General features: G+C 37.1%; 16 protein-coding genes and 3 tRNA genes. 12 read left to right on the top strand and 7 right to left on the bottom strand.

What is annotated here, in order from left to right; all coding sequences use genetic code 11:
• The 6 genes from RBB48_RS18850 to RBB48_RS18875 all read left to right on the top strand — a co-directional run bounded on the left by RBB48_RS18850 (position 1) and on the right by RBB48_RS18875 (position 3,493).
• A tRNA-Asn gene (locus tag RBB48_RS18850) sits at positions 1-75 on the top strand.
• A gap of 6 nt (positions 76-81) precedes the next feature.
• Positions 82-172: transfer RNA gene (locus RBB48_RS18855), tRNA-Ser, on the top strand.
• Between the two features lie 5 nt (positions 173-177).
• Positions 178-249, top strand: a tRNA-Glu gene (locus RBB48_RS18860).
• Between the two features lie 211 nt (positions 250-460).
• Positions 461-991 carry a sigma-70 family RNA polymerase sigma factor gene (locus RBB48_RS18865; RefSeq protein ID WP_306007973.1) on the top strand — a complete coding sequence of 177 codons (531 nt, stop codon included), beginning with the start codon at positions 461-463 and terminating at the stop codon, positions 989-991.
• On the top strand, positions 984-2,012 hold the full coding sequence (locus RBB48_RS18870; RefSeq protein WP_088064690.1) for a DUF4179 domain-containing protein: 1,029 nt from the start codon (positions 984-986) through the stop codon (positions 2,010-2,012). Before RBB48_RS18865 ends, RBB48_RS18870 begins: the two co-directional genes overlap by 8 nt.
• A gap of 536 nt (positions 2,013-2,548) precedes the next feature.
• On the top strand, positions 2,549-3,493 hold the full coding sequence (locus RBB48_RS18875; protein WP_060632710.1) for an L-lactate dehydrogenase: 945 nt from the start codon (positions 2,549-2,551) through the stop codon (positions 3,491-3,493).
• Between the two features lie 173 nt (positions 3,494-3,666).
• Here the strand turns inward: RBB48_RS18875 and RBB48_RS18880 are convergent, their stop codons facing one another.
• Both RBB48_RS18880 and RBB48_RS18885 read right to left on the bottom strand, forming a co-directional pair.
• Positions 3,667-7,890 (bottom strand): S8 family serine peptidase, encoded by a 4,224-nt coding sequence (locus tag RBB48_RS18880; RefSeq protein WP_199695581.1) that lies wholly within the window; start codon positions 7,888-7,890, stop codon positions 3,667-3,669.
• A gap of 32 nt (positions 7,891-7,922) precedes the next feature.
• Positions 7,923-8,528 carry a CalY family protein gene (locus RBB48_RS18885; RefSeq protein ID WP_088064688.1) on the bottom strand — a complete coding sequence of 202 codons (606 nt, stop codon included), beginning with the start codon at positions 8,526-8,528 and terminating at the stop codon, positions 7,923-7,925.
• A gap of 470 nt (positions 8,529-8,998) precedes the next feature.
• Here RBB48_RS18885 and glgB point away from each other — a divergent pair, with 470 nt between their 5' ends.
• The 5 genes from glgB to glgP all read left to right on the top strand — a co-directional run bounded on the left by glgB (position 8,999) and on the right by glgP (position 17,038).
• Positions 8,999-10,936 carry a 1,4-alpha-glucan branching protein GlgB gene (glgB, locus tag RBB48_RS18890; RefSeq protein ID WP_060486611.1) on the top strand — a complete coding sequence of 646 codons (1,938 nt, stop codon included), beginning with the start codon at positions 8,999-9,001 and terminating at the stop codon, positions 10,934-10,936.
• Positions 10,884-12,014: a glucose-1-phosphate adenylyltransferase gene (gene glgC, locus RBB48_RS18895; RefSeq protein WP_000057613.1), complete on the top strand. Its 1,131-nt coding sequence runs from the start codon at positions 10,884-10,886 to the stop codon at positions 12,012-12,014. The genes glgB and glgC overlap by 53 nt, the downstream gene beginning before the upstream one ends.
• Before the next feature lie 18 nt (positions 12,015-12,032).
• Entirely contained in the window at positions 12,033-13,067 is a 1,035-nt protein-coding gene (glgD, locus tag RBB48_RS18900; protein WP_000504142.1) for a glucose-1-phosphate adenylyltransferase subunit GlgD, read from the top strand.
• 113 nt (positions 13,068-13,180) lie between these two features.
• The gene (glgA, locus tag RBB48_RS18905) at positions 13,181-14,611 is read left to right on the top strand and encodes a glycogen synthase GlgA (protein ID WP_002203738.1); all 1,431 of its coding nucleotides are present in this window, start codon (positions 13,181-13,183) and stop codon (positions 14,609-14,611) included.
• Positions 14,612-14,629: 18 nt separating this feature from the next.
• Positions 14,630-17,038 carry a glycogen phosphorylase gene (gene glgP, locus RBB48_RS18910; protein ID WP_306007974.1) on the top strand — a complete coding sequence of 803 codons (2,409 nt, stop codon included), beginning with the start codon at positions 14,630-14,632 and terminating at the stop codon, positions 17,036-17,038.
• Between the two features lie 120 nt (positions 17,039-17,158).
• On the opposite strand, the gene RBB48_RS18915 is transcribed toward glgP, so the two are convergent.
• From RBB48_RS18915 to RBB48_RS18925, 3 genes are all read right to left on the bottom strand, one after another.
• A complete protein-coding gene (locus tag RBB48_RS18915; RefSeq protein WP_002015803.1) occupies positions 17,159-17,293 on the bottom strand; it encodes a hypothetical protein in 135 nt (44 codons plus the stop codon).
• A 76-nt stretch (positions 17,294-17,369) separates the two neighbouring features.
• Positions 17,370-18,092 carry a lipase family protein gene (locus RBB48_RS18920; protein WP_001260119.1) on the bottom strand — a complete coding sequence of 241 codons (723 nt, stop codon included), beginning with the start codon at positions 18,090-18,092 and terminating at the stop codon, positions 17,370-17,372.
• 173 nt (positions 18,093-18,265) lie between these two features.
• A complete protein-coding gene (locus RBB48_RS18925; protein ID WP_001147830.1) occupies positions 18,266-19,048 on the bottom strand; it encodes a TIGR00266 family protein in 783 nt (260 codons plus the stop codon).
• A gap of 321 nt (positions 19,049-19,369) precedes the next feature.
• On the opposite strand from RBB48_RS18925, the gene cspD reads away from it, so the two are divergent.
• The gene (gene cspD / locus RBB48_RS18930; RefSeq protein WP_001193052.1) at positions 19,370-19,570 is read left to right on the top strand and encodes a cold-shock protein CspD; all 201 of its coding nucleotides are present in this window, start codon (positions 19,370-19,372) and stop codon (positions 19,568-19,570) included.
• A 43-nt stretch (positions 19,571-19,613) separates the two neighbouring features.
• Here cspD and RBB48_RS18935 read toward each other — a convergent pair whose 3' ends face one another.
• Together RBB48_RS18935 and RBB48_RS18940 are read right to left on the bottom strand one after the other, a co-directional pair.
• On the bottom strand, positions 19,614-20,345 hold the full coding sequence (locus RBB48_RS18935) for a yteA family sporulation protein (RefSeq protein WP_048541151.1): 732 nt from the start codon (positions 20,343-20,345) through the stop codon (positions 19,614-19,616).
• A gap of 148 nt (positions 20,346-20,493) precedes the next feature.
• Positions 20,494-21,447, bottom strand: coding sequence for a 1,4-dihydroxy-2-naphthoate polyprenyltransferase (locus RBB48_RS18940; RefSeq protein ID WP_060486613.1), 954 nt, complete (start codon positions 21,445-21,447; stop codon positions 20,494-20,496).
• Between the last annotated feature and the right edge of the window lie 188 nt (positions 21,448-21,635).

Here is a 21,635-nt window from a genome sequence, read left to right on the forward strand (position 1 = left end):
TCCGCAGTAGCTCAGTGGTAGAGCTATCGGCTGTTAACCGATCGGTCGTAGGTTCGAGTCCTACCTGCGGAGCCATATTATAGAGAAGTACCCAAGTGGCTCAAGGGGCTCCCCTGCTAAGGGAGTAGATCGCGAACGCGGTGCGAGGGTTCGAATCCCTTCTTCTCTGCCAGAATTGGCCCGTTGGTCAAGTGGTTAAGACACCGCCCTTTCACGGCGGTAACACGGGTTCGAATCCCGTACGGGTCATACTAAAAGAGATAGCATAATCTGCTATCTCTTTTTTGTTGTGTAAAAGCGGACTTTGGATAGTCTGCTTTTTTTTATGGGTTTTTTGTGTCTTTAATGCTTGATAGTAATTATTGCAATAAGTTGTAGGAGATTTATATATATGCATTTATTTTTGCAACCTTTTTATTCTCTCATTCGACTATATTAGTAAAGGGAGGAAGAAATAAAAATGGACATAGCCTATCTAGTAAACCAAGCAACAAGAGGAAATGATCAAGCATTTGAACAACTTATTACTTTTGTTCGCCCAAAGCTATATCGAACAGCCTATTCTTATGTAAGAAATGAACAAGATGCACTGGATATATACCAAGAAACAATTTATGAAGCATATCTTTCATTGAGAAAATTAAAAAAGCCGGAGAAATTTCAAAGTTGGATTACTAAAATTCTTGTTTTTAAATCCATTGATTTTGTAAGAAAGTCCTCTAGACAATTTGTTGCGAATGATGAAATGTTATCTAATTTATGTACAGAAGAGAGCATGAATAAATTAGAGCAATCGCTGGATTTAACCGAGGCATTTAATTTCTTAGATCCTACTTACAAAACCATTATTTTATTAAGGTATTATCACGATTTATCTATTAAGGAAATTGCTGAGGTTCTTAATTCTCCAGAAGGAAAGGTAAAATCTCAATTACATCGAGCAAAGCAAGCCTTACGCCCCATTTTAAAGGAGGGATATAGTTATGAATAAAGAAGAAATTAATCACCATATCAATGATATTCCTATACCAGAAGATCGGTTAATTCAAAGAGAAAAAACAGCCATGCTTCAAGCTAAGAAAAATCAGTACCGTAGAAAAAAAACAATTAAGTATTCTAGTCTTATTGCTTGTGGAATATGTGTTTCTCTCTTAGGTTTTGGATTCATTTCTCCTACCATGGCAAAGACATTATCGGGTGTTCCAGTTATAGGCTCCATTTATGCACAATTTAATGATATTGCTTCTGATAAAATTGAAAAGGATGAGCTTGCCACATCAATTGAGAGACGAGATAGTCATAGTGGTTTAACGATGAATGTGAAAGAAGCTGTTTACGATGGTGGACGTTTAGTGGTCACGGTGGAATACAAAGGAGAGAATCCTATTTCCAAAAGTAATGAAGAGAAAGCTGGATTTAGTTATATAACCATTAATGGGAAAGAAGTCAGAGCTGCAATTGGTTCTACTTCACAGAAGTCAAAAGGACAAAACACCATTATTGAGCAGCATGAATTTACTCTGGCTAATTACGGTGAATTTGGTGATAAAATTGATGTTTCCGTCCATGGGAAAGATTTATTTGAACAAACAGGAATATGGAACGTAGCATTTCCTCTTACAAAAGTTGAAGGTGAGATTCATAAATTCACTCCTAATATAAAAACATCAACGAAAGATAATTTATATGCATTAACAGTAAATCAAGTAACCTTTTCTTCACTTTCAACGAGGATTGATTTGACCTTTGATTATCCAAAAGAAATGGAAGCTAATGATAGCTGGCCAGCACTTGATTATACCGTAACTGATGATAAAGGAAAAATCTACGAAGGAGTCAGCTTGCAAGTTGGTAGCACGGGACTATACGGACACCATATTGTTTTAGCTCTTCCACCAATGGATAATCCTCCAAAATCCTTAACAATTGAACCTACGTATCTTAGTGATCTAAATGATACATTAAAAAATGGAGGTGCTGAAGATTTAAAAACGACTGTGTTGCTACAATAATTAAAGAGCTTTGCTAGGTTCACATGTTTATTGACTGTTAATAAGTGACGGTATGTTAATTTGACGTGTATGGAAAAAACATCGCTGTCCAGCTAAGATAAATTTGTATCCATATAATCAAAAGACGCTATTCTTTTTGTAGAAATATACAGAAAGGATGGCGTTTGTTATGCTGTTATCATTGTCGGTTTTTGTCGGTAAGTCGATATATTGCAAAAATCGCTGATATATTTGGAGTTACGGTCCATATATTTAAAAAATCGCTGATATAATTTCACTTACCGACAAAAACATAAGAAAATCCCTTTCACAATCTAAAGAAAACGTCTCCATTGAGATGGATTCCACACCTATTCCATCAACTTTACACTCTATGTGAAAAAGTTCACAAATAGGCCATAATTTGTGAAGTAATTCACAATAATACGTGCTACAATATGAATGTAAAGAAGTTAAACAACATTAAATTAGTATTTTAATTAATTACTTAAACAATCATAAAAAATATATGTGAACAATAGAGAGGGGAAATTACCATGAAAAAAGGTATCAATCGTGTAGTATTAGTAGGAACAGGAGCTGTAGGTTGTAGTTACGCTTACTCAATGATCAACCAAGGTGTAGCTGAAGAATTCGTATTAGTAGATGTTAATGAAGCAAAAGCAGAAGGGGAAGCAATGGACTTAAGCCATGCGGTACCATTCTCTCCATCACCAACAAAAGTTTGGAGCGGTAGCTATGCAGATTGTAAAGATGCAGATCTAGTTGTTATCACTGCTGGATTACCACAAAAGCCAGGTGAAACTCGTTTAGACTTAGTTGAGAAAAATACAAAGATCTTTAAACAAATCGTTCGCGGCATTATGGATAGCGGGTTCGATGGAATCTTCTTAATCGCAACTAACCCAGTTGATATTTTAACTTACGTAACTTGGAAAGAATCTGGTTTACCAAAAGAGCGCGTAATCGGTTCTGGTACTACTTTAGACTCTGCTCGTTTCCGTTACATGTTAGGTGACTACTTAGATGTAGATCCACGTAACGTTCATGCTTACATCGTTGGTGAACACGGTGACACTGAACTTCCAGTATGGAGCCACGCTACTATCGGTGTACAAAAACTAGAAACAATCTTAGCTAACAACGAACAGTACAAACAAGAAGACTTAGATAAAATCTTCGAAAATGTACGCGATGCAGCTTACCATATCATCGAGCGTAAAGGTGCAACTTACTACGGAATCGGTATGTCACTACTTCGTGTAACTAAAGCAATCTTAAGCAACGAGAACAGCGTATTAACTGTATCTGCATACCTTGAAGGACAATATGGTGAGAAAGATGCTTTCGTAGGTGTTCCAGCTGTTATTAACCGCGAAGGTGTACGTGAAATCGTAGAACTTGAGCTAAATGAAGAAGAAAAAGCGAAATTCGCTCATTCTGTAAAAGTATTAAAAGAAACAATGGCACCAGTACTATAATAATTGCTAAATAATTCAGAGGCGGGAAACTGCTTCCTACCTCTGAGTTTTTATATAATTTAATATAAATTCCTTTTCCGGTTTCCCTTGTATATCCCCAATATACCCCTTTTGCTGGATAAGGGTCGTTTATAGAAAAGAGCACTCTACTTTATATAGAGTGCTCTTTATTATTATTTTTTAGGTGTTAATCCTAATTTCTTTAAAATATCTGCCAGTGTACCGCTTTTTGATTTTTCAACAGGTATTTGTGATTTAGATGCATCTGGTCCTTTTTTCAAGAAGTTCTTTTCAACGAAACGAATATCTTTTTCGTCGACAATGCCATCTTTGTTAAGGTCGCCGTCTTTCACAGATAGTCCTTTTTTACCATAGTTGCTAGCGATAATTTCAGCATCTTTCATATCAATTACTTTATCAGCATTTACATCGCCAGCAAGGTTTTCGTCAGGTCGTGCATAATAATATTGACCAAGTAGTTTACCATCTTTTTCAGTACCTAGTTTTGTAGTTAGTCGGCTTGTTAAATGTCCTGGAACCTCCACGTATAAGTTATAATCACGTTTATTAACAGGAAGTCCATTCAATTTGAAGTAACCGTATTTATCAAGTGAGCCTTCAAACTTATGACGGTAAGAATCTGTTGCATATACTTTTACACCAAGCTTTGTATAATCAAATTTCTCATCTAAATATCCACGTTCATTTAAGAATGCACCAGGTTTAATATTTCCTTCTACTTTTGAGTTTAAAGACATAACTGAGAATGTTTGATCTTGAAGCACACGCATTCTGCTTGGCTCTGATTCACCTTGTTTCCAGTAAACGAACACCGGTAAATCTAATTGAGCATTTGCTTCATAAAACTCATCATTTTCTACCTTGAAAGTTACATCAATGAACGGGAAGTCACCATCTAATCCGGCGAAGTTTTTATCATCGATAGCTCCGCCTACTGTAACAGAACCTTCTTCTAGTTTCGGCTCATTTACTTTTGCGGTTACCCCTTTTTCAGAAAGGAGTTTTTCAAAAGTAGGATTCAATTTCGCATTTGCAAATTTGAAGTTCTTCTCTAGGAATTTTACGTTAAATTCTCCAGATACAAATTGTTTCACATGTTTGGCGTTTAGTGTCACAGTGAATTCATCATCTTTATATAATTCTTTTTTATCATAACTAGCTTTTGCATATTGAGCACCTTGCGGAATAAACCAATAGTTATTTACACCGCTTGGATAGTCAGGACCTGCAGTTGCATAATCGAAAATATATACGCCTGTGTTCATTGGACCTTCAGTTTTAAAGGAATCAGGTGTAATACCAACTTTAAAGTCACCATTTTCAGTAATAGGTAAAAACTTGTGCAAGTAGGGAGAATAGTCATAGTACATAACGCCGTTCGCTTCTTGCGTAATGTTTAATCCTTTTCCTCTTAAGTAGTCAACGTTAGAATCATATACATTTCCTTTAACCCATAGTGCTTTTTTACCGTCTTCTACTGTATAGTTTTCTTCATTTAATTCATAAATACCAGGCTGTAATCCAGTTAATTTCACTTCTGGCGGTGTATTATCAATTACGACATAATCACCTTTCACACGTGCTTTCCCGGCTTTATCGTAGCCAACAAATTCAATTGTGTAATCTCCTTCTGGTAAGTCGATTTTTTCATCACCAATTGGTTTTGCAGGATCATTTGTAAAAGGATACACTCTGCCGTTAAAGAATGAATCTAAATAGTAATACACATCTGTTTTTAATCCACTCGTGTTTAATGTTCCGATGAAGCCAAGTGCTTTATTTGTTTTGGAATCTTTCACGATAAGATCTAACGTTTCAAGTTCGCTATTTAATTGGAACGCCCCGTGAACATATGATTCGCGGTATGGATTGAATGTAGATGTATCAGTTGAGATTGTTTTTCTTGATAATAGTGCATTTTCAATACCAGGCTCTGACACACGAATAGAGAACGGAATTTGATACGTTTCTTCTTTATTTTTCGTATTTGTAATATGAATATATCCTTCATATCGGCCTTGCTTTGCACCAGCAGGAATATTAATTTTTGCTTCAATTTCATCTGATTTACCAGCATCAATCGTAATTGTTTCAGAAGTAGAAATTTTTACACCGTTTGCGGTAGCGTCATTAATGGCAGAAGAAGCTGGTGTATAAGAAATTTCTGTTTTAAATTCTTTCTTCTCTTGTTTATTGCGGTTTTCAATTTTAATTTTTCGTTTTTGTTCAATGGATTCCCCGTCTTTTTGATAGTATTTACCGAATGCAATGGATCCAGTTTCGTCTGGTACTTCAATCACTTCATCATTGACAATTGTTTTTGTCGTATCTAACACTTTAAAACTTGTTTCCGTGTGAACAGAGTTATAAGCATCTACTCGTCCAGCTCCAACTTCATATACGGAATACTTTTCTTTTAAATCATCAGCTGTGTTCATAAGAGATGCCTTTACATCGAATGGAGAGTATTCTGGGTGTTCTTGCAAAATAAGAGCAGCAACGCCAGCGATATGAGGAGATGCCATGGATGTTCCTTGCATACGTTCATAGGAAACATCGTAGTTTTCACCTTCTTGCGGGTCGTTAATATATTCAGGTACTGTTGAAAGTACCGCAACACCAGGCGCTGTAATATCAGGTTTAATATCATCATTTGATGTAACAGGGCCGCGTGAGCTAAAGTCTGCAAGATGATCGCCTTCTGTTTGAATATAATTTATTTCATCGAAAGTTAAGGATGTTTTGCCTTGTTCAATTTGAGCTTTTAGTTTTTCGCCATCTTCTTTCGTTAGGCGGAATGCTGGAATGTATTTTGTACTTTCGCCAATATAGTAAGGAATTTCTCCATCCACATTGTTATAAATAATAACTGCTTTTGCACCAGCTTGTTTCGCATTTGCGATTTTTTCATCAAACGAGATTGTACCACGTGCAACGAGAGCGATTTTTCCTTTTACATCTTTTTTACTAAACTCGTCAGGAGTACCGATTCCTACAGATTCAATAGGGAGAGATTGTCCTTTGAAATCCTCTATTTTATCAGTGAAGTTTTTGCCGAATAAAATTAGGTTAGGGAATTGTAATTGCCCAGCATGACCGGATAGTTTCGGTAAGGAAATAGAGCTATCACTTGCTCCAACTGTAATAGCAAATGGAGAAGCGCCTGGTGACCCAAGTGTCGCTGGATTTGGGCCAGAGTTCCCGGCAGCAACGACTGTAACAACGCCCGAAAGCATTGCGTTATTGACAGCGATAGACGTTGGATCAAGCGGATTGTTGCTATCGTCACCTAACGATAAGTTAATGACGTTCATACCGTCAGAAATAGATTTATCGATTGCAGCAATAATACCAGAACTATCGCCGCTTCCGTAAGGACCTAGTACACGATAGTTATACAGTTCAATGTCAGGTGCAACACCTTTTACTGCGGAATCTGATTTATTTTTCTTTTGAGCAGAAACGATACCTGCTACGTGAGTACCATGCGCAGTATAGAAGGAAGAACCGCGATCATCAAATTCAGGAGCGCCAGATTGTTGCCACTCTGTATAAGTTGTTTCCATCGGATCTGCATCGTTATTAATAAAGTCCCAACCTTTTACGGAGTTTGGGTCTACCTTACTAGAATCCTCACCCGATTTTGCGCGATAGCCTTTATACACGTCTTTTAAGTCAGGGTGATTGTAATCAATACCTGTATCTAGTACACCAACTTTAATTCCTTTTCCGGTAATGCCCTCGCTATGTAACTTATCTACCCCAATTTGGGGAATGCTATCTGTTAGTTTTTGAGGTGCTTTCTGCTCTGCTTGTTTTGGTAAATTTAATTTCACTTCGTAATCTTTCCAAATACGTTTTACAACGCCAATGCGTAACAATTCTTCAACTGTATTTGCAGGTAACGTTAGCGCAACACCATTTATAGCGTGCTTATAAGAACGTTTAATTAGTACAGACTGGAAATTCCCTGATTTTACTGATGGGCTGAATTGATAAAGGCGTTTTAATCCTTTTTGGAATTCCTCATGTTCTTGATCAATACGTGCCTTTATATTTTCAGGAGCAGCTTGTAATCCTTTTTCTTTTTGTTTTAATTCATTAATCTTTACTGGAGCAGTTTGAAATTCTACAATGATATTTACTGGTTCAGAACTACTCGTATTAATATCTGGCGAAATAGTAAAACCAGGATTGGCATCTAACGTTTGTAATGCTTGGCGCTGTTCTTTAGAAAGTTTTGATAGTAAAGACTGGGCGTTTGAAGAGTCAATTTGGTTAATAGGGTTTTCAGCAAGTACATTGAACGGAAGGGCAGTTGAAAATAGAACGCCAGCCGTCACAATTCCGGTAACAAAACGATTTTTCTTTTTCATATATAGGCCTCCGATAATTTATATTTTAAAAATTATTTCTCCACGCCTGGTGTTTGTTCTGCATGAAATGTCCAGTTTAGCTGCAGGGAATCACCCTGGAATTTATTTTGATCTTGGTCGTTGTCTTCAAAGGAGAAGAGAACGTGTAAATAATCTGTTTCACCAGATTTAATACCATCTATTAAGTTATGACGTTCTAGAGAAGTAGCTACATCCTCCGGTTTCATAGTTTTTAATTCTGATAATTTTGTTTCCCACAAAATTTCATGATCATCGTTTGGATTAGATGGCTTTCCATCATTCACTAAAAATTTGACGATGATGTGATCGCCTAAATCTTCACCATCATTATTTTGCTTTGCATCTGTAACTTCATAGGATGTTTCAAGTGCTACTTTTGCAATATGCAATGTTCCTTTATTTTCAAGCTTGAAGTTTCTTTCAATCAAATCACCTGGTTTTAAATCTTTCACATTAACAATTACACTTGGGTTAATAGAAAGATCTAGTGTACCAGCTTGAAATGAGTTACTAGATGTTTCAGAATCACTGAAATAGGCGAATACACCGCCGAATGTAAGGGATAAGCCAAGTGAAGCTGTGACAACTCCCATTCCAACCTTTTGTTTTAATGACATAAGAAAGCCTCCTAATTTAATTTTTTATCAAACTTTTTCTTGGAGCATGGACAGAGTAAACATAGTGTTTCAGTATGAATTATATTTGCGAGAGTTCGTAGTTCTTTATTGAGAACAAGTATATGCTTATGAATTTTCCATTTCAATAAAATTGTGACAAAAAATGTTGAGAAACATTTTTTTATGACAGATTATTTTGTTGTGATTTTAAGTGATAAATAGCAAGTAAAATAGAATCAATCTAATGAAATAAAGGTTGAGAAATAAATAATAGGATGAAAGCCTAGTAGGAAATGAAGCGTTTGCAATGGATATTCGTCAAAATTCGATATTTTACACAGTAAATTTGAATATTTTAAGCGAAATTAAAGAAAAAACGAATATTTTTTAAAAAATAACAAGGATATTTCAGTTTTTCGCAGAAATGATAAAGAGTAAAAAAATTCTGTCATCTTAGTGAGGTGAACATATTGGATGTAATAAATTGTGAAGAAGTGAAACGAGATGAGTTTCATACAGAAAAGTACTATGACAGTTATAACATCTTTGGGGCACATATTGTGACGGAAGATGGGATGCGAGGTGTACGATTCACAGTATGGGCTCCTCATGCGAAAGCAATGAGTGTTGTTGGAGATTTTAATGAATGGGATTATGAGCAACATAAGATGCTACAAGTGACAGAAGAGGGGATTTGGTCCTTGTTTGTACCGCATATTGAAGAGAATGAGATATATAAGTATGCGATTGAAACGATGGATGGTGACGTTATTTTAAAAGCAGATCCTTACGCAGTATATGCAGAAGTAAGACCAAATACGGCATCTGTAGTTTTTGATATAGAGGGATATGAATGGAATGATAAAAACTGGATTCGTAAGAGAAAGAAAAAATCGATTTATAAAGAAGCGATGACAGTTTATGAATTACATTTCGGTTCTTGGAAAAAGAAAGAAGATGGCGCTCTGTATTCTTATAGAGAAATGGCCGAGGAGCTCATTCCGTATGTGGTGGAACATCAATTTACACATATTGAAATTATGCCGCTTGTTGAGCATCCATATGATCGTTCTTGGGGATATCAAGGGACGGGATATTATGCAGCGACAAGTAGATTCGGCACGCCACATGATTTGATGTATTTTGTCGATGAATGTCATAAATATGGAATCGGTGTCATTTTAGATTGGGTGCCGGGGCATTTTTGTAAAGATGCTCACGGTTTATATTTGTTTGATGGGACACCGACTTATGAATATAAAGATATAGATGTACAAGAAAACCTAGTATGGGGAACTGTTAATTTTGATTTAGGGAAGAGGGAAGTACGTAATTTTTTAATTTCAAATGCGTTATTTTGGATGAAGTATTTCCACATTGACGGTTTCAGGGTGGATGCAGTTGCGAATATGCTGTACTGGAATAAAGAAGGACAAGAGCAAAGTAATGAGCACGCTGTTTCATTTTTACGAGAGTTAAATGAAGCGGTGTTTGCAGAAGATGAAGATTTTCTTATGACAGCAGAAGATTCAACAGCTTGGCCACTTGTAACAGCTCCAACGTATGAAGGTGGGCTTGGGTTCAATTACAAATGGAATATGGGCTGGATGAATGATGTGCTGAAATATATGGAGTGTGCGCCTGAGTACAGGAAGTATATTCATGAGAAAATGACGTTCTCTTTAATATATGCTTACTCTGAAAATTTCATATTACCGCTTTCTCATGATGAAGTCGTTCATGGGAAAAAGTCGTTATTAAATAAAATGCCAGGAGATTACTGGGATAAGTTTGCTCAACTTCGTTTATTATATGGATATTTCTTTACTCATCCAGGTAAGAAATTGCTCTTTATGGGTGGAGAATTCGGGCAGTTTGATGAGTGGAAAGACCTTGAAGATTTAGATTGGAATTTACATGATTTTGAAATGCATCGTTATATGCATGATTACTTTAAAGAGCTCATAGCATTGTATAAGCGCTCCAAACCACTTTGGCAGCTTGATCATTCACCTGAAGGATTTCAGTGGATAGATGCTAATAATCATGAGCAAAGTATTTTCTCGTTTATCCGCCAAGGGGATAAACAAGAAGATGCGTTAGTTGTCGTATGTAATTTTACGAAAGCTACATATGAAAACTATAAAGTAGGTTTGCCAGATTTCGAGTATTATAACGAGATTTTAAACAGTGACGCTGAGCAATATGGCGGATCGGGGCAAGTGAATAAGAAACGTCTCAAGACGATTCAAGAACCGTATCATAATCAAGCGGCACATGTAGAAATTACAATTCCACCATTTGGCGTATCCATATTACGACCAGTGAAGACGAGAAAGGGGAGCAAAAAACAAGATGGCTCAAAAGCAAAAGTGCGTAGCAATGTTACTAGCAGGGGGAAAAGGTAGTCGATTAAGTGCATTAACAAAAAATTTAGCCAAGCCAGCTGTTCCATTTGGTGGTAAATATCGCATTATTGACTTTACGCTAAGTAACTGTGCGAATTCTGGTATTGAAACGGTTGGGATTTTGACGCAATATCAACCACTCGAACTTCATAATTATATCGGAATCGGCAATGCTTGGGATTTAGACCGAGTAAGCGGTGGAGTCACAGTGTTACCTCCTTATGCGGAGTCTTCAGGTGTGAAGTGGTACACAGGTACAGCAAGTGCCATTTATCAAAACTTAAACTATTTAAGTCAATATGAACCAGAGTATGTTCTGATTTTATCAGGCGATCATATTTATAAAATGGATTACAGTAAAATGCTAGATTACCATATTGAGAAAGAAGCGGACGTTTCGATTTCTGTTATTGAAGTGCCGTGGGATGAAGCGAGTCGCTTCGGTATTATGAATACGAACGAAGAGATGGAGATTGTTGAATTTGAAGAGAAACCGCAATTTCCAAGAAGTAATCTTGCATCAATGGGAATTTATATTTTTAACTGGGCAATTTTGAAAGAGTATTTAGAGATGGATGCAAGAAATCCTGAATCTAGTAATGATTTCGGAAAAGATGTACTTCCGCTTTTATTAGATGAAGGGAAAAAGCTGATGGCGTATCCGTTTGAAGGATATTGGAAAGATGTTGGAACGGTGAAAAGCTTATGGGAAGCGAATATGGATTTACTTCGCGATGAAACATCGCTGAATTTAAACGATCGTAATTGGCGTATTTATTCTGTGAATCCAAATGAGCCACCTCAATATATTGCAGAAAAGGCAAAAGTAGAAGAATCACTTATTAACGAAGGATGCGTCATTGAAGGGGACGTGAAGCATTCTGTATTATTCCAAGGGGTGACGGTGGAAGAAGGTAGTATGGTTATTGATTCCGTCGTTATGCCAGGAGCGAAGATTGGTAAAAATGTTGTGATTGAAAGAGCGATTGTTGGATCGGAAATGGTTATTGAAGATGGAACAATTATTCGTCCAGAAAAAAATGTCGACGATGTAGTACTCATTGCTGAAGGGAAATAGAAAAGGGGGATGAAATGAATGGGAGAAAAAATGTTAGGAATTATTAATGCAACGGGAAGTTTTCCTTCCTTAAAGAAAGTAACAGGGCATCGTTCATTAGCGGCGTTACCATTTGGGGGCCGTTATCGACTCATTGATTTCATGCTTTCAAATATGGTGAATTCTAATATTCATAGTGTAGCGGTTTTTACAAGTCATAAAAACCGTTCACTAATGGACCATGTTGGTTCAGGAAAACAGTGGGATTTAGATAGAAAAAGAGACGGACTGTTTTTATTCCCGCCAAATTGCCAATGTGACCAAGATGAATTTGGGTCTTTTGCACATTTTAGAAGACATATTGATTATTTTTTAAGAGCTAGAGAAGAATACGTTGTTATTACGAATAGCCATCTCGTAACAGCATTAAATTTTCAAGCGGTGTTAGAGCGACATATACATACGGCAGCTGATATTACTGAAGTTTGCCATGAAGGGGTTTCGCTTCAAACATACGTGTTAAAGAAACAATTATTGTTAGATTTATTTGAGACATATAAAGATGTGGAGCAATACAGTTTATTTGATGTAGTGAGAGAAAAGCGCGGAAAATCACTGCATATTGCTACGTATGAGCATACAGGATATGTAGCTATTATTGATTCAATTGAAAGTTACTATAAACATAGCTTAGAAATTTTGCAACCTGCTATTTGGAAGCAATTATTTAAGAAAGAAGCACCGATCTTTACGAAAGTAAAAGATGAACCACCAACTCGTTACCTGAAGGGTGCAGCCGTGAAAAATACAATGATTGCAAACGGCAGTATTATTGAAGGAGAAGTAGAAAATAGTGTTATCTCCCGTTCTGTTAAAATTGGAAAAGGCTCAATTGTTCGTAATAGCATTATTATGCAAAAGAGCAAAATTGGAGATAACTGTATAATAGACGGTGTTATTATTGATAAAGACGTGAAAATTGGTGACGGTGTTGTACTAAAAGGAAACGCCGATGAGCCATATGTTGTAGAAAAAGGAAGCATTCAAAACAGTACGATTAATAGTTATTCTTAAAAGAATCAGTGGGGGTTTTTCCTCCACTGATTAAAGCATTCATTCAAATGAAAACTCGAAGGGAGGAAGCTGCAAGGGAAGTCGTATAAGCTTTTCGTGCAGTGGGACAACAAGTGAATATTTTATTTGCAGTATCAGAATGTGTACCATTTGTTAAATCGGGAGGATTAGCTGATGTAGCAGGTGCGCTCCCAAAAGAGCTAAAAAAATTAGGCGTGGACGTTCGCATTATACTTCCAAATTATAGTCTTATTCCGCAAAAATTAAGGGATGGATGTACGTTACATAAAGTAATTAACGTCCCGCTTGGGTGGAGAAATCAATATTGCGGAATTTTAAAAGGTGAGCAAGACGGGATTACGTATTACTTAATAGATAATGAATATTATTTTAAGAGAGATTCTCTATATGGTCATTATGATGACGGAGAGCGTTTTTCTTATTTTTCGAAAGCAGTTTTAGAGTGTATTCCGCATCTTGATTTTGAAGTGGATGTTCTTCATAGCCACGATTGGCATACAGCTATGGTGAATTTCTTACTGCGTGAAAAGTATCAAGATAATCCATTATATGAGCATATTAAAACGGTGTATACGATTCATAATTTGCAGTTCCAAGGTGTATTTCCTCCTGAAGTGATGTACGACTTGTTAGAACTTGGTGATGAATATTTTCATAGTGAGCAGCTAGAGTTTTATGGAAATGTGAACTTTATGAAGGGCGGAATTATTGCTTCTGATCAAATTACAGCGGTTAGCCCGACATACAAAGAGGAAATTCAATATGAGTTTTTCGGTGAGAAGTTAGATGGGTTGTTACGAAAAAATAATGGTAAGCTTAGCGGCATCGTAAATGGAATTGATACGAGCGTATATAATCCAGAAACAGATTCGTATATTACTGCTCAGTATGATGCAGAGTCATTAGAGGAAAAGAATGAAAATAAACGCGCCTTGCAGCGTTATTTTGGTTTGCCAGAAAAAGAAGATACACCAATTATTTCGATGGTAACGAGATTAACGAAGCAAAAAGGTCTTGATTTAGTACGTACTGTATTCCGCGAAATAATGGAGGAAGATGTGCAATGTATTATTTTAGGATCAGGTGATTCTGAATATGAACAATTCTTTGAGTGGATGGCATACGAGTATCCTGAGAAGGTAAAAGTGTATATCGGATTTAATGAAGAACTAGCCCACCAAGTGTATGCGGGAAGTGATTTATTCTTAATGCCATCACTATTTGAACCGTGTGGACTTGGACAACTTATCGCATTAGCGTACGGTACAATTCCGATTGTAAGAGAGACAGGCGGATTAAATGATACTGTACAATCTTATGACGAAGAAACTGGAGAAGGAAATGGTTTCAGTTTCACGAACTTTAATGCGCATGACATGTTGCACACGGTTCTTCGTGCGATTGAATTTTATCATGATAAACCGGTATGGGAGCAGCTTGTAAAACAAGCGATGACTGAAGATTATAGCTGGGAGAAATCAGCTCTTGCCTATAAGAAATTGTATAAAAGTCTCATGGAATAACATGTAGGTGGTGAAGAAATGTTTACTCATGTTGAAAGTTTCAAATCAGCTTTTCTAGAAAAGTTAGAGACGATGTATGGTAAAAGTTTTAAAGACTCTACAACTCGTGATCAATACAATACGCTTGGGTACATGGTACGTGAGTATATGAATAGTCAATGGATTGCAACGAACGAAAGTTATCGGTCTGGAGAGCAAAAGCAAATGTATTACTTATCCATTGAGTTTTTACTTGGGCGTTTGCTTGGAAGTAACATATTAAATTTAGGCATCAGGGATGTATGTGAGCAAGGACTTTCTGAGCTTGGGATTTCTTTGCAACAGTTAGAAGAGGTGGAAGCAGATGCAGGTCTTGGAAATGGTGGACTTGGACGATTAGCAGCCTGTTTCCTTGATTCACTTGCATCTTTAAACTTACCAGGTCATGGCTGTGGAATTCGTTACAAGCACGGCTTATTTGATCAAAAAATTGTTGATGGTTATCAAGTTGAATTTCCAGAACAGTGGCTTCTGCATGAAAACGTATGGGAAGTAAGAAGGCATGATCAAGCTGTAGAAGTAAGTTATTTCGGCAATGTTGAACCGCTATACATTGACGGGCGTTTAGAGTTCAGGCATACGAATGCAGAAGTGATTATGGCAGTACCATATGACGTTCCAGTAGTAGGTTATGAGACGAGTACTGTAAATACACTCAGACTTTGGAATGCTGAACCAGTTCCTTTCCCGCAAAATTGCAAAGATATTTTGAAATATAAGCGTGAAACAGAGGCGGTATCGGAGTTTTTATATCCAGATGATACGCATGATGAGGGGAAAATACTTCGTTTGAAGCAACAGTATTTCCTCGTATCAGCAAGTTTGCAAAATATCGTTCGTATGCATAGAGAAAGATATGGTGACCTTCGTCAATTACATGAGAAAATTGCGATTCATATTAATGATACACATCCAGTTTTGGCGATTCCAGAACTAATGCGTATTTTATTAGATGAAGAAAAACTAGCATGGGAAGAAGCTTGGCACATAACGACACAAACGATTTCTTATACGAATCATACGACGTTATCAGAAGCGCTTGAGAAGTGGCCAATTCACATTTTTAAACCGTTATTACCGAGAATTTATATGATTATTGAAGAGATTAATGAACGTTTCTGTCGTGAACTTTGGGAACGTTATCCATATGAATGGCATCGTATTGAAGAGATGGCGATTATTGCGCATGATCTTGTGAAAATGGCTCATTTAGCAATTGTCGGTAGCCATAGCGTAAATGGTGTAGCAAAAATTCATACGGAAATTTTAAAGCAACGTGAAATGCGATTGTTTTATGAGTTTTATCCAGATAAGTTTAATAATAAAACGAATGGAATCGCTCATAGACGTTGGTTAATGAAGGCGAATCCGCAGCTGACAAACCTTATTTCGGAGGCGATTGGAACAGAGTGGAAGAAAGAACCGATTAAGCTTCAAGAGCTACAATTAGTTCAATATGATGCGAGTTTTCAAGAGAAATTTGCAGAGGTAAAACAAGAGCGTAAAGAGATTTTAGCGGAGCGTATTCATAATAAAATGGGGATTACAATTGATCCTAATTCTATTTTTGATGTGCAAGTAAAAAGACTACATGCTTACAAACGACAACTATTAAACGTTCTTCATATTTTATATTTGTATAACCGTTTGAAAGAGGATGCTAGTTTTACATTTTATCCGCGTACTTTTATCTTTGGAGCGAAAGCATCACCTGGCTATTACTATGCGAAAAAAATTATTAAATTAATCAATGAACTCGCAAGGAAAGTGAATAATGATCCGTACGTAAGCCAATATATGAAAGTTATCTTTCTAGAAAACTATCGAGTGTCTTTAGCGGAAGATATATTCCCAGCTGCGGATGTGAGTGAGCAAATTTCAACTGCGAGTAAAGAAGCATCAGGAACAGGGAATATGAAATTTATGATGAATGGTGCGATTACACTCGGAACGTTAGACGGAGCTAATGTTGAAATAAAAGACCGGGTCGGTGATGATAACTGTTTCATTTTTGGCTTAACAGCGGAAGAGGTTCTTCATTACTATCAAAATGGTGGATATCGTGCAAGTGATTATTATCACCACAATATGCATATTAAAAAAGTAGTAGATCAGTTAACGAATGGTTTCTTTGCACATTCGGGAGCTGAATTTGAAGCGATTTATGATTCTCTCGTAATTCAAAATGATGAATACTTCGTTCTGCGAGATTTTGGTCCATATGCGGAAAGACAAGAAGCTGTCGGTAGAGCGTATGAAAACCGAACGAAGTGGCTAGAAATGTCGATTTTAAATATTGCACAGTCTGGTCATTTTGCGAGTGATCGAACGATTTTACAGTATAGTAATGAGATTTGGAGTATTGGTAATGCCGTTACACAGTATTAAGTGAAAGTCCCTTTTGAAGGGACTTTTATTCATGGAGACAAAGTGTATTCACTTTTAAAAGAGGAATATAATTGCTAAAAAACGAGCTTAATCTCATTAAGCTCGTTTTTCCTTTTTTGCTTAAGAAAGAAATGGGATGGCAGTATACATGATACCTGTTCCACCATATTCTCCAGTCGCAAAGTATGAAAATGTAAAGAAACCCGTAAACGTAAAAATTACAATGAGAAAAAGTGCAAAGATAAATTTTAGCATGTAAGGTCCCCTCATCCAAAAATAACTTCATATATTATTATAGTATAAGGATATAGGGTTTCCAATCATTACCTGGTTAAAAATGAGAAGTCAGACATGTTTTGTATGTTGTCATGGCATGATTATTTGTAATAGATTTTGTGTTTTTTGTAAAAGTCATGTTGTGATGAACGTGTGCATATTCCCAGTCTTGGTCATTAAAATGGACATTGCGCGGAGGGAGAAGAGGAACGACATCAAATAGATTAACGAAGCGAAAGCTACTAGCTACTTGTAGTTTATAATAATTACGAAATGCAATATCGCCCACTTTGGGAGAGGCAAATGTATAAAGACCGTACTGTGCGAAGGCGGTGTTGATACGCGCATCGAGTATATGTAGTGTGGCGAGCGCGCCGCCTAAGCTATGACCTGTTGCAAGGAGTTTTTTATGGGCTGGTAGTGATACGAGCATATCCATAATAGAATCTCGGCAAGATTCATAAATGGAAAGAAAGCCGTTATGGACATTTCCGCTGTTTAAAGCATATGGGTATGGTTTTTGGTTAACGAGTGAATCGATAATCCAGTCTGTATCTGTTTGTGTTCCGCGAAAAGCTACAATAATCGTATCCTCAGATTCTAGTATGAATCCGAACCATTCTGTCGTTTGAATGGTTTTTCCTTGAAAGCCTTGTACATATTGAAAACCATCCGGTATTTCGAAAATCCCATTTTGTTTATATTGTTCATACGTTAACTCACAACAAGAAGCTAACAATATGGCGGTATCTTTATCGAAGGATAAAGGAGTACGCATTAAGGAAGCCCTCCTTAAGAAAAGGTATAGTTCAATATATGCAGTGAGGGACTTGATTCATTCTTTTGGAGGGGGCAAATAGTTTGTATCGCGTATATAAATTAGTGGATGAAATTATAGCGACTTATGGACGAATCATGCCAAAATAAAACAGCACCCTATAAGGGCACTGTTTACTCTTTTCCATCTAATAAACGTCCAAGTCCGCCTAAGACGCTGCCTTCACCGCTGTTTTGAGCTGCTGGGCTTGTAAGACGTGCTGCTAAACGGCTAAGTGTTAAGGACTGAATCCAAACCGTTCCAGGACCTTCTAACGTTGCGAAGAATAAGCCTTCGCCGCCAAATAGAGCTGTTTTTACTTTTCCAACGAACTCGATATCGTAGTTAACGTCTTTTGTCATGGCAACGAGACAACCTGTATCGATGCGAAGTCTTTCGCCAGGTTTTAATTCACGCTTATATACAGTTCCTCCTGCATGCATGAAAGCGAGTCCATCACCTTCAAGTTTCTGCATGATGAAACCTTCACCACCGAAGAAACCAGTTCCAATTTTTTTCGTAAACTCAATTCCGATAGAAACGCCCTTTGCTGCACAAAGAAACGCGTCTTTTTGACAAACGACTTTCCCTTGATATTGTGTTAAATCAACAGGGATGATTTTTCCTGGATAAGGAGCGGCGAATGATACGTGGCGCTTGCCATGACCTGTATTTGTAAAGACAGTCATAAACATACTTTCACCTGTAACAAGACGCTTACCAGCGCCCATTAATTTACCGAATAGACCACTAGATGGGCCAGAACCATCACCGAAAATGGTTTCCATTTCGATATGATCTTCCATCATCATCATTGCGCCAGCCTCTGCGATAACGCTTTCTTCTGGATCTAATTCAATTTCAACAAACTGCATATCATCGCCATATAATTTATACTCGATTTCATGTGCTTGCATTTTTTCACCTCATCATATGTAGTAATTATATTGTACAGAAATCAAAGGAATTAGAATACTGTAGATTTGTTAATTTTTGAATAAAAATAGAATGAAAATTTAAGGTTATACTAGGATTATAAAAAACGATGGGTTGAAAGTGTTCTCATTTGACGTTTTTGACATAGCATGATATAGTGAAAATACTATTGAGCTACATAATGTGGTACGGAAATAAAGCACGTTGTATTAAAGGCTGTAAGCTTGTTATACATTCATGTCCTTTATATCCACCTTTTCATGTGGATTCATAGTTTCATTTTTATTTAGGAGGTACATGACATGCAAACAGGTAAAGTTAAATGGTTTAACGGCGAAAAAGGTTTTGGCTTCATCGAAGTTGAAGGCGGAGAAGACGTATTCGTACATTTCTCAGCTATCCAAGGCGACGGCTTCAAAACTTTAGAAGAAGGTCAAGAAGTTTCTTTCGAAATCGTTGAAGGAAACCGCGGACCACAAGCAGCTAACGTTACAAAAAACTAATTAGCTAGCGAAAAAAAGCATTCCGAATTTCGGAATGCTTTTTTTATTCTTTGGAGCTAGATTCATTTGAAGATAACTCGCCTTTGAAAGTACGCTCTTCAAAGTCATCAAGCATTTGTTCATACTCTTCATGTTCTTCTGTGGCGAAAACTTGAGGATTTTTGCCATACATGTCTGTTCCTATAAAATTTTCGAAATCCTCTACATACCCAACATTTTCTTCACTATTTACGTACATGCCATTATAGTTTTTGGAATCCTGTCTTTCTAAATCGGACGGTGTTTCCGATGTCCCATAATTTGCGACATCTTGCCATGCATCTTCAGCATCGTATTCTACAGAATGATCTTCGTCGTGCTTGTGAAAAGAAGGAGCCAACACCTCTTCTTCAACTGGTCGCGTGTTCATATTTAATTTATTTGTAGTGTGCTGAATACATGTTGTAGCGGTTGGCATTGCCTCTAATCTTTCAAACGGAATTTCTTCGCCAGATACTTCGCAAATTCCATACGTACCTTCTTCAATTTTTTGCAGGGCATGTTTTGTATCTTCTAGCTGCTTATGCCAAAATTCGATGAGCCCGAAATCTTTCTCACGTTCGTACAATTCTGTAGCCATATCACCTGGATGATTGTCATAGCTAGATAATTCTCCAACAGAATCGCGTTCAGAAGCACGATCTGTATTCTCATGAGTTTGTATTGTTTGTTCAACTTCTTGCTGTTGTTTTTCTAAAATAGATTTAAATTGATTTATTTGTTGTGGAGTTAACATAGTCGTCCACCTTCCTACAATTCAGTTTCTTTACATAGTATGAGCGTTGAGAGTAGGAATTATGAGCTGAAATTGGTATATGAAAAAGGAGCCACGTCAGCAGCTCCTTTTTATCCCGCATTAACGGGCAGTTGATTAAAGTTTCACTTTATAGGAAATATCCAAGCAATAATCCGATTCCCATGAGGAGACCGAAGATTGTATTTGTTTTTGCTGTTGCAATCATCGCAGGTACCATTTCCATTGGAATACTTTTGCCGATAAAGCCTTTCGTCGCTTTCAATGCTTTCGGTGCACTTAAAAATACGATAAGCATCCATGGTGATACGATGTTAACGATAATTAGAGCGATTGTCCAAATATAAGAAACGATGAACATAGAAGCGAGTACACCAACGGCTCTTTCGCGTCCAACGAGAATTGCTAACGTTTTACGACCGTTTTCTTTATCGCCATCTAAGTCACGAATGTTATTAGCTAGTAAAATGGCACCAATTAAAATGGAGCTTGGAATAGATAGTAAAACGACTTCTGATGTTACAGTTCCAGTTTGAATAAAGAATGAAATTCCAATAATAATGACACCCATAAATAATCCGGCTGTTAACTCTCCAAATGGTGTATATGCAATTGGAAGTGGGCCACCTGTATAAAGGTAAGCAACGGCCATACAAACAAGACCGATTGCAGCAAGCCACCAGCTAGAATTCATACAAATATAAACACCTAATAGTATTGCGATCCCGAAAAATCCAAATGCTAAGTTAAGCACCGTTTTTGGCTGAATGCCATCGCGAACGATAGCGCCGCCGATACCAACTGACCCTTCGTGATCGAGTCCTCTTTTATAATCAAAGTATTCATTAAACATGTTTGTTGCTGCTTGAATGAGAAGACAAGCGAGAAGCATCATAAGGAAAAGAGGGAGATGTATTTGATTTATACCTCCGACCTGCATCGCATAGGCTGTTCCGATGAAAACAGGAACGAAAGCTGCTGTTAATGTATGGGGACGTAGTAAACTCCACCAAATGCGCCAGCCGGTTTGCTTACTTGGCTTTGGCGCCGTAGGAGAGGAATTCGTTTCGACGTTCATTTCCATGTTGAATCCTCCTTTGGTCACATATTGTACACAACTAAGTGTAGAAAAAGCATCATTTAGTGTCAACGTTTATTTTCTAGGAAGAGAAGGTGAATTTCTCAGAAATGCTAAACGTTGACAGGCCTTTCGTTTGAGGTGTATCTTAAAATCAAGCGTAATTATGACTATTTTTCGCCCATAGGGGGGAG

It is taken from the genome of Bacillus sp. MMSF_3353, assembly GCF_030733445.1.
In the GTDB taxonomy this organism is placed as follows: Bacteria; Bacillota; Bacilli; order Bacillales; family Bacillaceae_G; genus Bacillus_A; species Bacillus_A wiedmannii.